The 14,634-nt window shown below is 61.1% G+C and carries 15 protein-coding genes; 9 read left to right on the top strand and 6 right to left on the bottom strand.

Translation table 11 applies throughout. The features are described 5' to 3' along the window. Nucleotides 1-828, bottom strand: coding sequence for a transporter substrate-binding domain-containing protein (locus tag OKC31_RS11265; protein WP_247823893.1), 828 nt, complete (start codon nt 826-828; stop codon nt 1-3). A gap of 143 nt (nt 829-971) precedes the next feature. Between OKC31_RS11265 and OKC31_RS11260 the strand changes: the two genes are divergently transcribed. Next, nucleotides 972-2,192 (top strand): DEAD/DEAH box helicase, encoded by a 1,221-nt coding sequence (locus tag OKC31_RS11260; RefSeq protein ID WP_247823894.1) that lies wholly within the window; start codon nt 972-974, stop codon nt 2,190-2,192. 2 nt (nt 2,193-2,194) lie between these two features. Here OKC31_RS11260 and OKC31_RS11255 read toward each other — a convergent pair whose 3' ends face one another. The 3 genes from OKC31_RS11255 to OKC31_RS11245 all read right to left on the bottom strand — a co-directional run bounded on the left by OKC31_RS11255 (nt 2,195) and on the right by OKC31_RS11245 (nt 5,322). Then, on the bottom strand, nt 2,195-2,980 hold the full coding sequence (locus OKC31_RS11255; protein ID WP_247823895.1) for a hypothetical protein: 786 nt from the start codon (nt 2,978-2,980) through the stop codon (nt 2,195-2,197). Beyond that, complete coding sequence (locus tag OKC31_RS11250) at nt 2,977-4,293, bottom strand: sphingomyelin phosphodiesterase (RefSeq protein WP_247823896.1); 1,317 nt, start codon at nt 4,291-4,293, stop codon at nt 2,977-2,979. Before OKC31_RS11250 ends, OKC31_RS11255 begins: the two co-directional genes overlap by 4 nt. A gap of 198 nt (nt 4,294-4,491) precedes the next feature. After that, on the bottom strand, nt 4,492-5,322 hold the full coding sequence (locus OKC31_RS11245; protein WP_247823897.1) for a CPBP family intramembrane glutamic endopeptidase: 831 nt from the start codon (nt 5,320-5,322) through the stop codon (nt 4,492-4,494). 120 nt (nt 5,323-5,442) lie between these two features. Here OKC31_RS11245 and OKC31_RS11240 point away from each other — a divergent pair, with 120 nt between their 5' ends. Continuing rightward, on the top strand, nt 5,443-6,180 hold the full coding sequence (locus OKC31_RS11240) for a substrate-binding periplasmic protein (protein ID WP_201937758.1): 738 nt from the start codon (nt 5,443-5,445) through the stop codon (nt 6,178-6,180). A gap of 67 nt (nt 6,181-6,247) precedes the next feature. Here the strand turns inward: OKC31_RS11240 and OKC31_RS11235 are convergent, their stop codons facing one another. Next, a complete protein-coding gene (locus OKC31_RS11235; protein ID WP_005340323.1) occupies nt 6,248-6,544 on the bottom strand; it encodes a hypothetical protein in 297 nt (98 codons plus the stop codon). A gap of 53 nt (nt 6,545-6,597) precedes the next feature. Next, complete coding sequence (locus OKC31_RS11230) at nt 6,598-6,972, bottom strand: YacL family protein (protein WP_026034971.1); 375 nt, start codon at nt 6,970-6,972, stop codon at nt 6,598-6,600. Nucleotides 6,973-7,181: 209 nt separating this feature from the next. On the opposite strand from OKC31_RS11230, the gene OKC31_RS11225 reads away from it, so the two are divergent. The 7 genes from OKC31_RS11225 to OKC31_RS11195 all read left to right on the top strand — a co-directional run bounded on the left by OKC31_RS11225 (nt 7,182) and on the right by OKC31_RS11195 (nt 14,609). Then, entirely contained in the window at nt 7,182-8,297 is a 1,116-nt protein-coding gene (locus OKC31_RS11225) for a sugar diacid recognition domain-containing protein (RefSeq protein WP_201937761.1), read from the top strand. 118 nt (nt 8,298-8,415) lie between these two features. After that, the gene (locus OKC31_RS11220) at nt 8,416-9,678 is read left to right on the top strand and encodes a GntP family permease (RefSeq protein WP_005340326.1); all 1,263 of its coding nucleotides are present in this window, start codon (nt 8,416-8,418) and stop codon (nt 9,676-9,678) included. A gap of 9 nt (nt 9,679-9,687) precedes the next feature. Further along, nucleotides 9,688-10,821, top strand: a complete 1,134-nt coding sequence (locus tag OKC31_RS11215) for a glycerate kinase (RefSeq protein WP_201937762.1) — start codon at nt 9,688-9,690, stop codon at nt 10,819-10,821. 232 nt (nt 10,822-11,053) lie between these two features. Next, a complete protein-coding gene (locus OKC31_RS11210; protein ID WP_201937763.1) occupies nt 11,054-11,617 on the top strand; it encodes an NnrU family protein in 564 nt (187 codons plus the stop codon). Nucleotides 11,618-11,675: 58 nt separating this feature from the next. Beyond that, nucleotides 11,676-12,212 carry a glutathione peroxidase gene (locus OKC31_RS11205; protein ID WP_270656977.1) on the top strand — a complete coding sequence of 179 codons (537 nt, stop codon included), beginning with the start codon at nt 11,676-11,678 and terminating at the stop codon, nt 12,210-12,212. Nucleotides 12,213-12,294: 82 nt separating this feature from the next. Further along, nucleotides 12,295-13,230 carry a LysR family transcriptional regulator gene (locus OKC31_RS11200; RefSeq protein WP_162517440.1) on the top strand — a complete coding sequence of 312 codons (936 nt, stop codon included), beginning with the start codon at nt 12,295-12,297 and terminating at the stop codon, nt 13,228-13,230. 182 nt (nt 13,231-13,412) lie between these two features. Then, nucleotides 13,413-14,609: a NupC/NupG family nucleoside CNT transporter gene (locus OKC31_RS11195; protein WP_005348874.1), complete on the top strand. Its 1,197-nt coding sequence runs from the start codon at nt 13,413-13,415 to the stop codon at nt 14,607-14,609. Nucleotides 14,610-14,634: the final 25 nt, after the last annotated feature.

The following is a 14,634-nucleotide window of genomic DNA, read 5'->3' as shown; positions in this document are numbered from 1 at the left end:
TCAGGGCGTAGCGGGCGGGGTGGTTGCCGGTTCGACCTTGGCGGCAGGGGAGGGTTGCCACTCCACATAGGGGCGGTGGATCTTCTCGTAGATCTCGGCCAGTTTGCCGGTGGCGGCCAGCTGATCAATGGCTTGGCGGAGAAATTCGTCCATCTCATCACCTGCAGCCCCTTTCTGGATGATGAAGACATCCTCGAAATCCCCGAAAAATTCTCGCCTGATATTGGTCAGCCCCAGCTGCTTGAGCATCAGGTCGGCCTCCTCTTGTGCCCAGACAAAGGCGTCGATACGGCCGCGTGAGAGCTTGCGCAGTGACTGCTCGATACTCATCGAGCGCTGCACCGGGAAGGGCATATAGTCGGGTACGGCCTCGATTAGCAGATCCCGTTTGGTGGGCACTATGCCGTAGGCCATATCTGTGGTGACCGGATAGGCGGTATTGCTGTAAATCACATGGGCAACTTTGCCAAAACTGCGGGTGCTGAAGCGATAAGCCAGCATATCGATATCCTTGAGGTTGCGGATGGCGGGCAGCCCCAGATCAGCCTTGCCGGAGATCACCCCAGCCATGGCACGGGCGATGGGGTAGATGGTGATCTTGATGGTCACATCGGGGTAGAGATCATCGATGGCGTGCACCAGGTCGACAAAGGGGCCTGTCTTGTCGGCATTGATCAGCCCAGGCAGCTCGCCAAGGTGGGCATTGAGGATGCGCACAGGTTTAGACTGCTCGGGGGCGGCGTCGTTTTCCGGAGTCTGTGACAGGCCGAGGGTGGCGCTGCCGAGCAGGGTGACCACGAGCAGCAGAAGGGGGATGTGTCTGGTCATGGCGTGTCTCTCTTGGTGATGGGTCAGCTAAAGTGTAGTCAGCCCGTCGCCAGCGCCCCCGGCCAAGCCATCATGGATAGGGTTTTACTTCTCGGCCCCCGCTCACTAGACTTCGCCTCCCACTTCTTTGTTGACGTAGCGCCATGACCTTTAGCGAACTTGCCCTTCATCCCGACTTGCTTGCCTCTTTGCCCGTCACTTTGCAGACGCCGACCCGCATCCAGCAGCTTGCCATTCCGGCTGCACTGGCGGGGCAAGATCTGCTGGCACTGGCCCAGACCGGTAGCGGCAAGACCCTGGCGTTTGGCTTGCCGCTGCTGCAACGGCTGGATCCTGCCTCCAGCCAGGTGCAGGGTCTGGTGCTGGTGCCAACTCGCGAGCTGGCGATTCAGGTCACTGTTGCGCTTAAAGAGGGCGCCGAGGCGCTGGGGCTGCGTATCGTGACGTTGTGTGGGGGCGTTGCGCAGGAGCGGCAACAGGCCGAGCTGGCGCTGGGGCCACAGCTGCTGGTGGCGACGCCGGGGCGGCTGCGGGATCTGCTGACCCAGCAACTGTTGGGGCTGGATGGTTTGCAACTCTTGGTGCTGGATGAGGCGGATCGCCTGCTGGAGATGGGCTTTGCTCCCGACATCAAGGCGCTGCTCGGCTTTATTCCGGCGGATAGCCAGACCCTGCTCTTCTCCGCCACCTTGCCTGCCGAGCTGGAGGAGCTGGCCAACGGCCTGCTGCGCGAGCCTACCCGTATCGAGGCCACCCCCCTCAACAGCGTGGTGAACGAGATCGAAGAGCGGCTCTATCTGGTCAACAAGAGCAGCAAGGTCCCGGCGCTCATCAGCCTGCTCAAGGAGCAGGCGTGGCCGCAGGTGCTGGTCTTTATCAGTGCGCGGGATGATGCCGATGGGGTTGCCAGAAAGCTGGCCAAGGCGGGCATTGCGGTGGCCGCCCTTCATGGCGAGAAGGAGCAGGCGGTGCGCGAGCAGGCGCTCGGCGATTTCAAAGAGGGCAAAATTCGGGTGCTGGTGGCCACCGACCTGATGGCGCGTGGCATCCATGTGGAGGCGCTGCCAGTGGTGATCAATCTGGACTTGCCCGCCAGCGCCCCTGTCTACGTACACCGCATCGGTCGTACCGCTCGGGCTGGCCGCGAGGGGCTGGCCATCTCGCTGGTTTGTCATGGCGAGAGTGACATGCTGCAAGCCATTCGCACCCTGACCGGCCGCGAGCTGCCGTTGGGCGATCTGGTGGGGTTCCCTGTCACCGACCAGCCTGCCAGCGGGGAAGGCAAGCGCCCCCCTCGTGACAAGCAGGCCAATCGCCGTACTCAGGCCAAACGCAGCGTCAAGCAGTTCAAGGGCAAGCGCTGACCTCAGGGTTTGCCTTGCTCCCGCGCGAAGAAGTCACGACGCCACTGGCTCAACACCTCTTCCTTGTGTTGTTGCCACAGCGCAGGCTCCATCTCCTGTTGGCTGGCCGCCAGTTGCTGCTCGAGCTCGGCCAGCTCTCGCTGGTAGCGGCTGCGTTGATCGAGCTGTTGCTGGCGCGCCTCGGCAAATGCCAGCGTGGCTTCGGCCTGCTCTGCGGGCAGGAAGTGATGGGCCAGGGTGGCCAGCTCCTCATCTCCCCACAGCTGACGAGCTTGCTGCAGGCGGGCATCCGGGTTGAACAGCTCCACCGCCAAATCCGGATGATCCGATGCCCACCGATCCTGCAAGCGGCTGAGGGCGTCCAGCCGCTCGGCCAGCGGCAACTGCTCGCTCTCCTGTGCCAACTGATCCAGCGCCAGGGCATAGCGCCCCTGTAACCGGATCAGGCTCTCCCCCTCGCTCAGCCACTCGGCCTCTGTTGCTTCCAGATTGATCACACGCTGCGCCAGCGGCAACTCGCTGTCGCTGATCTCGCTGGCAAGCTGGTTGATCAGTTCATCCGGCATCGCCTGCCAGCTGCTGGGCACTTCTTTGCTTTTGCCATCCATTCCCTCAGCGTTTGGCATGTGGGGAGGCGGGCTTCCTAGTTCTGCTGGCAACTGCACATCGGCCAGAGAGGGCGTTGCCGACCGTTCTGGCGATAGCGGGGACTGCTCTTCCTGCCAGCCCAGATTCACCAGCAAAAGGGTCAGGATAGCCAGTGCCAGTATCCCGTAACGGCGAGTCATCGGCTGATCTCTCCCTTGACCGGGAAGTGGTCTGAGAGGTTGCTGGCGGGCCAGAGGCCGCCATCGCTGCTGCGCGGGATCCAGACCGTGTTGAGGTTGTGGCTGGCGCTGCCGTACTCCCGACTCACTACCAGATAGTCCAGATACTCGACGTTGGCGCCACCGGAGAGCGGGCCACCGGCATAGGGGTTGATCCTGGGATCGAAAGTGGCTTCGGTGTAGCCGCCATAGGCGGGTTCATGGGCGTTCAGATTGGCCAGCATGTTGGCGTAGTCATCGGCAAACTTGCGCTTGTTGACGTTGAAGTCGCCGCCGTAGATGACGGTGTCCGTGGTCGGGATCTTGAGGCTGGCAGCCAGAGAGCGGATCTGATCGAACTGGATCTGGCGCAGCTTGCGCGCCTCGTCGGTGTCGAAGCTGGCGGTGTGGGTGGCGAACAGGTGCCACGCCTTGCCCCCCTTGATCACCTCGGCGTACATCACCCCCTTGTCGGCGAAGCAGTCGGTACCGGTGCATTGGGGATAGACCAGCTGGGCCTCCCGCACTATGGGATAGCGGCTGACGATCACCACGCCGCCGTCATGAATGTTGACCCCGGGCTTGTCGAGTACTTTGGTCTGGTAGGGATATTCTTTCGCCAGCGCCTGCAAAAAGCCCTCGCGGCGGCCATCGAATACCTCTTGCAGCAGCAGGGCGTCATAGCCCTTGAGATAATCAGGCAGCAAGGTCAATCGTTCGCCGATGCTGGAGGCGATCACCGGCAGTGCCCAGACGTTGTAGCTGGCCACCTTGAGCCTGTTTTCTGCCGGTTCCGGTTGCTCCCGTTTTTGGGGGGGCGTGATCATATAGTGCAGATCGTCGTAGCGGCCGGTGAACTTGGCGGCAAAGGCCAGCTCTTGTGGCCCGGCAACGCGGTGGATCGCCCGATCGTTTTGCCAACCGGATGCGCCGGTCGGCGTTTCGCCACCGTGCTGCAAGGTGGTGTTCCACCAGGTTCCCTCCATCAGCTGGTTGAGCCGATAGACGTCGCCACCCGCTGTGGTCACGCGGGTTTCGAACAGATAGCTCTTGCCCGCTTTTACCCCCTCATAGCGATTGAAGCTGAGTACCATGGCGCTCTCCCACGGGCCCAGCTCGGTGCGGTGCTGGCTCCACTGACTGCCGGGTTGCAGCTGGCCGCTGCCGCTTTGGCTGATGTCGATCTGAAGCGGTTCAGGACTGTTGTTGGTGAGATAGACATCGGTATCGGCCCGTGCCAGTTGCGGGAACTGGCTGACCAGCAGCAGGGCGGCATAACTGAGGGTTTTCTGCATCACAGGATCCTTTTGGTTGCAGGGCAATGGAAAGTGACTGTTATGGCGAATGCAGAGGTCAGTTTGTTTACATTTTGGTTACAAGTAAATGAATTGGTTTTGTTTGGAGCTTTGTGGAGGTGTAAAGCGAGCGAGGCAGCACGCTTAAAGAGAGAGGGAAGAGCGAGGGAAGGCGCCTGTGTCAGGCGCCTTCAGGAGTTAGCGGTGGGCCAGCGGGTAGGTGAAGAGCGCCAGATGGGCGAAGTTGAAGGCAAAGTGGATCAGGATGGCCGCGGAGAGTCGCCCGCTGAGCTGGAATGCCAAGCCGTAGCAGCAGCCTGCCAGGGTCGCAAACAGCGCCAGCAGTGGGCCACCGGGCAGGTGGATGGCTCCGAACAGTAGCGCGGCCACGACGATGCCAATCCAGGGGCGGTAACGTTCGGTCAGCCCCTGCTGGATCGCGCCGCGAAACAGCGCCTCTTCCGCCACACAGGTGAACAGCAGATTGTTGAGTGCAAACAGCCACCACCAGTGGGGCAGACCCACTTCCGGTTTCAGTGCCCCCAACTGCCAGGCGATGACCAGCAGGGCACCCAGTGGCAGCAGCAACAGGGCCAGCGGGCGCCAGCGGATTGCGCCCCCCTTGCCCAGCAGCATCGGGCAGGCCAGCAGCAAGCCAAAGAGCAGCAGCGGCTTGTCGAGGTTCAGATACATGTTGAACGGCACGCTGGCGGGACCTGCCAGCGCCTGATCCAGCACCTTGAGATTGTTGAAGCCGGGGATGAGGTGCAGTGTCAGTGCAATCGCCCAGAGGATCAGCACCACTCTGGCCACCATCGCCCGGCGGGCGGGGAGGGTTGGCGTACGCCACGCAAGCAGTAATCCTGCGACCGAGACCAGCAGGGCGGGTAGCGTCATTCGGTCAAGCCACAGTGCCTGCAGCAGGGAGAGTCCCAGCAGGGCAAAGGCGGGAAGACGTTGGCGGAAGAGGGCAAGCAGCACGGCTAGTGCCAGCGCGCCCCAGATAAATGAGTCGGGGAGGGGTAACATTGGATCTCCTTGAACGAGGCAGGCGGCAACCTTAACAAGAGGGCGTCAGCAGGACAACCGCACAGGAGGTGGTCGGATCCCTTCTCTATACTCATCAACAGGGTAAAGGGAGAGCAGCTGATGAAGCACTGTCTGTGGTTGTTGTGTTGTTGGTGTGTCTGGCTGCAGGCCGCACCCTTGCTGCTGGTGACCGGTGAGTTCACCCCTTATACCGGCAAGGCACTGCCTGCAGGCGGCGAGAGCACCCGGCTGGTGACGACCCTGCTGCAAGAGGCCGGGTATCGAGAGCTCCAGGTCGACTACCTGCCCTGGCCCCGCGGCTATCAGTTGACCCGTAATGGGTTGGTCGCGGCCACCTTCCCCTACGCCTGGACTGCCGAGCGGGCCAAGCTCTTCCACTACAGCGCTCCCATTCATATAGATCGCCTCTCCTGGTTCACCTATCGGGGGAGCGAGGCCATTCAGGCTGGCCGCTGGCAAGGGTTGCGTGTCTGTATTCCGCTGGGGTGGAGCACCAGCCATGCCGACGGGGTGATCAAGCGTTTCGGGCTGGATCTGCAGCGCCCCAAGACCCTGGCACAGTGTCTGCAACTGCTGGATCGCAAACGGATCGATCTGCTGCCGATGAACGAGACGGTGACCCGGGATGCCAGCCGCCAACTGTTTGGCGATCCCTGCCATCTGCAGGCATTGCCCCACTTTCGCCAAAGCGACACTTTTTATCTGATCATTTCACGGCAGTACCCGGAGGCTGCCAGCCTGCTTGAGCGCTTCAATCATGCCCTGGCTGCCGCCCGTGCCGATGGTCGCTATGACCAACTGGTCTCCCGAGCCGGAAAGGGGATCGATTGCCGTTGAGAGTACCTGGGCGGAAAACAAAAAGCCGGAGCAGTGGCTCCGGCTTTCTTTATGCCTTCAGGGGCGATTAGCGGCCTGATTCGGCGATCACGCGGGCGATGATATCGGCGCGCTTGCTGGCTTCCAGTTCGCCCAGGGCGATCAGGCCAGCCTTGAAGATGACGTTCTTCGGCAGGCTGACGTCGTCCAGCGTGGCGATCGCTTCAACGTGCATGCCGTTCAGACGGCTGGCATCGCGCGGGCTCAGGTTGACCTGAGTGTTCATCACTTGCTTGCCTTTCTTCTTGGCAGGTGCAGCCGCTTTCTTGGTGGATTCCTGTTCTTCGTCTTCCGGCAGTTCGTCATCAAAATCGTAAATAGACATAGTCAATCCTGTTGAGTTAGGCAAAAGGGCACATTTGCCCGACATTGGGTCAATCAGCCCATATCCTCGTTACGGATAAAGGCGCGCCAGGAGGTGAGCACCTGGGCAAAATCTTCCAGCCCGCACATGGCCAGCTGTTCATCATCGTAGTAGGCGAGATCGTCAAGATCCTCACCCAGCTCGATATTGAGGGCGTTGGCTTTCACCTCCGCCTCTTCATGGGTCAGCAGCAGGGAGTAGTCACCGCCGTTGAGCCGGTATTCGACTCGGGTGCGGTTGGAGAGCTGATCAATGATGGAGAAGAGCTCGTCGAGCTTCTCTTCATCTTTGCCAACTTCGTCGATCAGCCACTGACCGATGGCTTCATGGCCCATGGAGAACCGGGCGCGATAGCCACCAAACGGGTCGCGGCGAAATTCATAATCCATAGCACAGTCCAGATCGGAGGGATGGGCCATCACGGGCAGGCGGGTGCAAGCACGCAATTCCTGCTCCATGGCGGGGCACACATCGGGTAAAGTGGCCTATTCTAGCGATCCCCCTCTCGCTTGTCTTGATGATGTGGCATCTTTGCGCCCATGTGCCCTGAATCGGCCCGTAGTGGCGCTCTCAGATCAGTTCCTTGCCCGGAGATGTTATGCAGCTAAACGATAACCTTGCCCGCCAGATCGTCGCACGGGCGATGAAGATCCTGTCGTTCTCGGTCAACGTGATGGACGAACATGGCCTCATCATTGCGTCCGGCAATCCGGCGCGGATCCATCAGCGCCACGAAGGGGCCGTGCTGGCATTGACCGAGAACCGGGTGGTGGAGATCAGCGAAGCGACTGCCTTGCAGCTCAAAGGGGTGCGACCCGGCATCAATTTACCCATCTCCTATCAGGGGGAGCTGATCGGGGTGATCGGCATCTCTGGCGATCCGGAGGAAGTGCGTGCTTACGCCGAGCTAGTGCGAATGACCGCCGAACTGATCCTGGAGCAGGCGGCGCTCACCGAGCAGTTGCAATGGGACAAGCGCCACAAAGAGGAGCTGGTGTTGCAGCTCATTCGGGGCGAGGGGCGAGTCGATCAATTGCAGCAGGCGGCCCGCTTTCTCGGACTGGATTTGGCCCAGCCTCGGGTGGTGGCCGTGCTGGCCCTGGAGGAGGCGGATCCGGCTCGTCTGCGAGAGCTGGTTCATCAGCTGGAGAACCCGGAGCGGGACAATCTGGTCGCCATCAACGGGCTCGACGAGATAGTGGTGCTCAAACCTGCGCAATTGAGTGATGGCGTCTGGCAATCGGCGCAGGAGCGCAGCCGGATCAAGCAGTTGCTGGCTCGCATTCCCCACTTCAAGGTGCATATCGCGGTGGGCGATTACTTCGCCGGGATCGACGGGCTGGCGCGCTCTTATCAGACGGCGCGAGATACCCTGCGCCGTGGCCTGCGGCAGGCGCCGCGCAAACAGGTCTACTTCTTTGAGGACTACCGTTTGCCAGTGCTGCTGGGCAGTCTGGCGGACTCCTGGCAGGCGGATCAGCTGCGCACACCGCTGCAGAAACTGGCCCGGGAAGATGGCAAGGGGGTGCTGCAGAAGACCCTGCGCCACTATTTCTTGCAGGATTGTGATCTGCATCGCTGTGCAGAAGCGCTGTTCATTCACCCCAATACCCTGCGCTATCGGCTGGGGCGGATAGAGCAGATAACCGGGTTGAATTTCAACAAGTTAGACGACAAATTTTTGCTCTATCTCGGCCTTAATCTCGACTTGTGATTGTGAAGTTGGACAAAAAACCACTTTTAAATGACGCAATTTTTGGTTTTTAAGCCAAAGCATTCTGATTGCAGATCTCCATAATGGCGGCCATTCACTCCCATTGAAGGTGTCCGTCATGATCCCGGTTACAGCCCTTGGCGCCATCGCAGCGCTCTCCATCGCCATCATCCTCATTTTGAAGAAGGTGCCGCCCGCTTACGGCATGATCGTGGGGGCTTTGGCCGGTGGTCTGATTGGCGGTGCCGATCTGACCCAGACCGTCGCCCTGATGATCGGCGGGGCCCAGGGGATCACCACGGCGGTGATGCGGATCCTGGCGGCCGGTGTACTGGCGGGCGTACTGATCGAATCGGGTGCGGCCACTACCATCGCCGAGACCATCGTCAAGAAACTTGGTGAAACCCGCGCCCTGCTGGCACTGGCGCTGGCGACTCTGATCCTGACTGCAGTCGGCGTATTCGTGGATGTGGCCGTTATCACGGTCGCCCCCATCGCGCTGGCCATCGCCCGCCGTGCCGACCTCTCCAAGGCGGCCATCCTGCTGGCGATGATCGGCGGCGGCAAGGCGGGCAACGTGATGTCCCCCAATCCCAACGCCATTGCCGCGGCTGACGCCTTCCATCTGCCCCTCACTTCGGTGATGGCGGCGGGCATCATTCCGGGTCTGTTTGGTCTGGTGATGGCCTACTGGCTGGCCAAGCGGCTGAACAATAAGGGCAGCAAGGTTGCTGCTGATGAAGTGGTGAGCTTTGCCGGTGCCAAGTTGCCGGGCTTTGCCGCCGCCATCAGCGCGCCGCTGGTCGCCATCCTGCTGCTGGCCCTGCGGCCGGTCGCCGGTATCGTGGTGGATCCGCTGATTGCACTGCCCCTCGGTGGTCTGGTTGGTGCCCTGATGATGGGTAAATTCAGCAAGGTGAACCAGTTTGCGGTCTCCGGCCTCGCCCGCATGGCACCGGTCGCCATCATGCTGCTGGGTACCGGTACCCTGGCGGGCATCATCGCCAACTCCGGCCTGAAAGATGTGCTGATCAGCGGCCTGACCGCCTCCGGTCTGCCCTCCTACCTGCTGGCGCCCATCTCCGGTGCCCTGATGTCGCTGGCAACCGCCTCGACTACCGCCGGTACCGTGGTGGCCTCCAACGTATTCAGCTCCACCCTGATTGAACTGGGGATCAGCAGTCTGGCCGGAGCGGCGATGATCCATGCCGGTGCCACTGTGTTTGACCACATGCCCCACGGCTCTTTTTTCCATGCCACCGGTGGCAGCGTCCACATGGGGGTAGGTGAGCGCCTGAAACTTATCCCTTACGAAACTGCAGTCGGTCTGACCATTGCCACTGTCTCCACCCTGATGTTTGGCGTGTTTGGCCTCGCCTAAGGAATTGATATGAAAATTGTTATTGCCCCCGATTCATTCAAGGAGAGTCTGAGCGCCATGGCGGTGGCTGATGCCATCGAGGCCGGTTTCAAGCAGGTGCTGCCGAACGCCACCTATGTCAAATTGCCGATGGCCGATGGCGGTGAAGGCACGGTGCAATCGCTGGTGGATGCCACCGGTGGCCGCATCCTGCCGGTCGAAGTGACCGCACCCCTAGGTAACAAGGTACAGGGTTTTGTCGGCCTGCTGGGTGATGGCCAGCGCGCCGTTATCGAGATGGCTGCCGCCTCCGGTATCCATCTGGTGGCGCCCGAGCAGCGCAATCCGCTGCTCACCTCCAGCTTCGGCACCGGCGAGCTGATCCTGGCCGCGCTGGAGATGGGGGTGAAGCACCTTATTCTCGGTATCGGCGGCAGCGCCACCAATGACGGCGGTGCCGGCATGATCCAGGCGCTAGGCGGCAAGCTGCTCAAAGCGGATGGTGCGCCTATTGCTCTGGGGGGCGCAGGTCTCAGTGAGCTCGCGACCATCGATCTGAGCGGTCTGGATCCGCGTCTGAGCGAGCTGGTTATCGAGGTGGCGTGTGATGTGAACAACCCGCTCTGCGGCCCGAAAGGCGCCTCCGCCGTGTTTGGCCCGCAGAAGGGGGCGACTCCAGAGATGGTGGCGCAACTCGATGCCAACCTCTCCCGTTATGCCGACTGCATTGAGCAGGCCCTTGGCAAGCAGGTGAAGGATATTCCGGGGGCGGGTGCCGCCGGTGGCATGGGGGCCGCGCTGGTCGGCCTGCTTGGTGCCGAGCTCAAGCCCGGCATCCAGATCGTCATCGAAGCTCTAAAACTGGCCGATGAAGTGGCCGATGCGGATCTGGTCATTACTGGTGAAGGTCGCATCGACAGCCAGACCATCCATGGCAAGACGCCAATCGGTGTCGCACGCTGTGCCAAGCAGTTCGGCAAGCCGGTGATCGGTATCTCCGGCTGTCTGACCGATGATTGCGGCGTGGTGCACGAGCACGGGCTGGATGCGGTGTTCGCCGTGGTCAACCGTGCCATGTCTCTGCCGGAAGCGCTGGAGACCGCCAGCACCAATATTCAACTCACTGCACGCAACGTAGCGGCGCTCTATCAGCTCAAGGGCTGATCCGGTTCGGCCGATGGGCGCCATCGGCCACTCTATATCCCCGTTTGGGGCATCTCCCATCCCGCGAGATGTCTGACTGCCCTGGCACTTATTTGCCGATCCATCGTGATCGGCTCTTTTCTTTCTGCTCCTTTGTCTTGCCACACTTTTGACTCCATGGGTAAGCGCGGTTTTGATAGGCGCAAATCTCCCTTTACGGCATAGTGGTCGTACCAAGTACAAGGAGAGACGCATGTTCCTGCTGACCCTGGGGGTTGCGCTGTTTACCCTGATCCATCTCTACCCCTGTTTTGCGGTGGCCCATCGGGCACGACTGCGCGAGCGGCTGGGGGATAATCGCTACAAAGGACTCTTCTCCCTGCTGGTGTTTGTCGCCATCGCCTGCATCATCGCCGGTTGGCGCTCGGCCAGCTCGCTGCCGCTCTACTTCCTGCCGGAGTGGGGGCCGATGACCATGACGGTGATGATGCCCTTTGCGCTGATCCTCTTCTTCTCCGGCCAGGGGCCCAACCATCTGCGCCGCTGGCTGGTGCATCCCCAACTGCTCGGTACCCTGCTCTGGGCGGTGGCCCATCTGCTGGTCAACAGCGAAGCGAGATCTCTGGTGCTGTTTGGCGGCATCGGGCTGTGGGCGCTGGTGAGCATCATCTGGATTTCGGTGCGGGACTGGCAGCAATATCCCCGCCCGGCGGCTAACTGGACGGGCACTGGCATCAGCGTCGGGGCAGGCCTGGCTGCCACTGCGCTGCTGGTATTCTGGGGCCACGGCTGGCTGACCGGCATTCCATTGCATTGAGAGTGAACTGCGGCTCTGGTAACCGCGTATGATGGACAAAACAAAAGGAGTCTTGGCGATGAAATGGTTCACTCTGTTGCTGTTATTGGGGGCTGTCGCGGCCTCTGCGGCGTGCCCCGATTATTTCAATGTGGAGATGCGGGAACTCAACAATGCCCAGCGCCACAACCTCTGTCAGCTGACCGAGGGCAAGGTGGTGCTGGTGGTCAATACCGCCTCCTACTGCGGCTACAGCGGCCAGTTTCGCGATCTGGAGAAGCTCTACCAGAGCTACAAGGATAAAGGGCTGATTATTCTGGGTTTCCCCTCCAACGATTTCTGGCAGGAGGCGGGCAACGAGACCAAGACCGCCGAGGTGTGTCGCCGCGACTATGGCGTCACCTTCCCCATGTTCAATCGGGTGGCGGTGCGGGGTTCCGATGCGGTACCGCTGTTCAAGGGGCTGGCTGCAGCCGCTGACGGGGATGAGCCGAACTGGAACTTCCACAAGTATCTGGTGGGGCGCGATGGCAAGCTGATCGCCAGCTACGGTGCCAATCAGAATCCGGCTGACGATCCCCTCAAACTGCAGATCACCCGGGCGCTGGGGTTCTGACCCTACCCCTTGGCGGGCGGCTCTGGAATAATGGGCTCCCGCCACTCAATCCGGTTATCTTGTGCTGCAACGTCTTCCTCAAATGGTGATCTTCGATGCGCTGGTGCGCGAGCAGGGGATCTCTGCCGCCGCCCGTCGTCTCGGGGTTTCCAAATCCCATATCAGCAAGCAGCTGGCGCTGCTGGAGACCACCCTTGGCGCCCAGCTGGTCCAGCGCACCACCCGCCGCTTCGTCCTGACCGAGCTGGGTCAGGAGTACGCCCGTCACTGTCATGCGCTGGTGGCGGTGGCGCAGGAGGCGGACTCCATGATCGCCGAGCGGCGTGGCAAGGTGAGCGGCGTGCTCCATCTCGGGGTGGGCCAATCTTTTGGCCGTCTGCACGTCATTCCCCATCTCAAGGCGTTTCAGGATCGCTATCCCGAGCTCGAGCTGGAAGTCTCGCTGTTCGACCACAGAACCAATCTGGTGGATGAGGGGCTGGATCTCTGGCTCACCACCTATGAGGACAAGCCGGAAGGGCTGGTGGGACAGCGGCTGGCCGACATCGGCTTCGTGGTGGCGGCTTCGCCGGATTACCTGCTGAGCCACGGCACGCCGCTTCATCCCAAGGATCTGGCCCAGCACAACTGCATCACTTACCAGAGTCGGGAGCGGCGCTATCACCAGTGGTCGTTTCGCCAGGGCAAGGAGCGCCAGACGGTGCAGGTGGCGGGCAACTATCGGGTGGATATGGCGGAGGCAGTGCGGGATGCGGCACTGGCCGGGCTCGGTATCGCCTATATTGCCAACTACTTGCTGGACAAGGAGTTACAGAGCGGCAAGCTCATCCCTGTGCTGCCAGGGTGGCGACCGAACCAGCAGATGGCGGTACACGCCGTTTATGCCCGGCGCGAACATCTGGATCCCAAGATCCGTCTCTTCATCGATTTCCTCAAGGCCCGCTTTGGCCCCGACCCCTATTGGGAGCAGCGACTGGCCCCCTGGCTCGGGGGTAAATTGTCCGGCGGTGAGGAATGATTGTTTCCATATAAGAACTCTCGATTTCTCCTGATACTAAAATCGAACCAAATCAGCCAGTTGGCGCAACCGATATCGTGCAAACGTTTTTTCTAACAGGGTTGTAACCAAGCGGACTTGCAGTGACGTGGGGAGAGGCGCAGAATCCGCGCCCATCTTTTGCCCCACCTGATGGAGTCCCTATGATTGCCTTGCTCGGCATCCTGAGTATCCTGGCGCTTGCCGTCATTTGCTCTGATAATCGTCGTCGTATCCCATTGCGAACAGTTGGCCTTGCCCTCTGCCTGCAAATCATGTTTGCCGGTCTGGTGCTCTGGCTGCCTGCCGGTCAGCATGTGCTGAACGGGGTCAGCGAGAGCGTAAGCAGCGTGATTGGTTATGGTCAGGAAGGGATCGCCTTCCTGTTCGGTGATCTGGCCAAGTTCAAGCTGGGCTTCATCTTTGCCTTCAACGTGTTGCCGGTCATCATCTTCTTCTCCGCGGTGATCGCCATCCTCTACCATATCGGCATCATGCCGCGGGTGATCGCCCTGCTGGGTGGTGGCTTGCAGAAATTGCTGGGCACCGGCCGCGCCGAGAGCCTCTCCGCGACCGCCAACATCTTCGTCGGCATGGTGGAAGCGCCGCTGGTGGTCAAACCCTACCTCTCCAAGATGTCCGACTCCCAGTTCTTCGCTGTGATGAGCTGTGGTCTCGCCTCCGTCGCCGGTGGCACCCTGGTGGGCTATGCCAGCCTCGGGGTTGAGCTGAAATACCTGATCGCTGCCGCCTTCATGTCAGCCCCTGCCGGTCTGGCGATGGCCAAGATCCTGGTGCCGCCGGGAGCTGAAGAGGTCGATCACCATCAGGATGTGGAGATCCCCCGCGCCACCAACGTGATTGAGGCGGCGGCCGATGGCGCCATGTCTGGCCTCAATATCGCGGTGGCGGTCGGTGCCACCCTGCTGGCCTTCGTTGGCGTGATCGCCATGCTCAATGGACTGCTCGGCTGGGCTGGTGGTCTGGTGGGGCTGGATCTGAGCTTCCAGATCATTCTGGGCTGGCTGTTTGCCCCCGTCTCCTGGCTGATCGGTGTGCCCTGGGATCAGGCGCAAGCCGCTGGCGCCCTGATCGGTACCAAGATCGTGGTCAACGAGTTCGTCGCCTTCATCGGTCTGGTGCAGGATCAGACCCTGAGCGAGTCGAGCAAGGCCATCGTGACCTTCGCCCTGTGCGGGTTTGCCAACATCTCCTCCATGGCGATCCTGATCGGCGGTCTGGGTTCCATGGTGCCGGAGCGCAAATCCTTCATCGCCCGTTACGGCATGCGCGCCATTCTCTCCGGCGTGCTGGCGAACCTGATGAGCGCCTGTCTGGCCGGTCTGTTCCTTGCCCTGTAATAGCAGCTGTACGGAATAGATGTAA

The organism is Aeromonas sp. Y293-4 (assembly GCF_027705905.1).
In the GTDB taxonomy this organism is placed as follows: domain Bacteria; phylum Pseudomonadota; class Gammaproteobacteria; order Enterobacterales; family Aeromonadaceae; genus Aeromonas; species Aeromonas veronii.
This window is presented reverse-complemented; position numbering and strand designations above follow the sequence as displayed.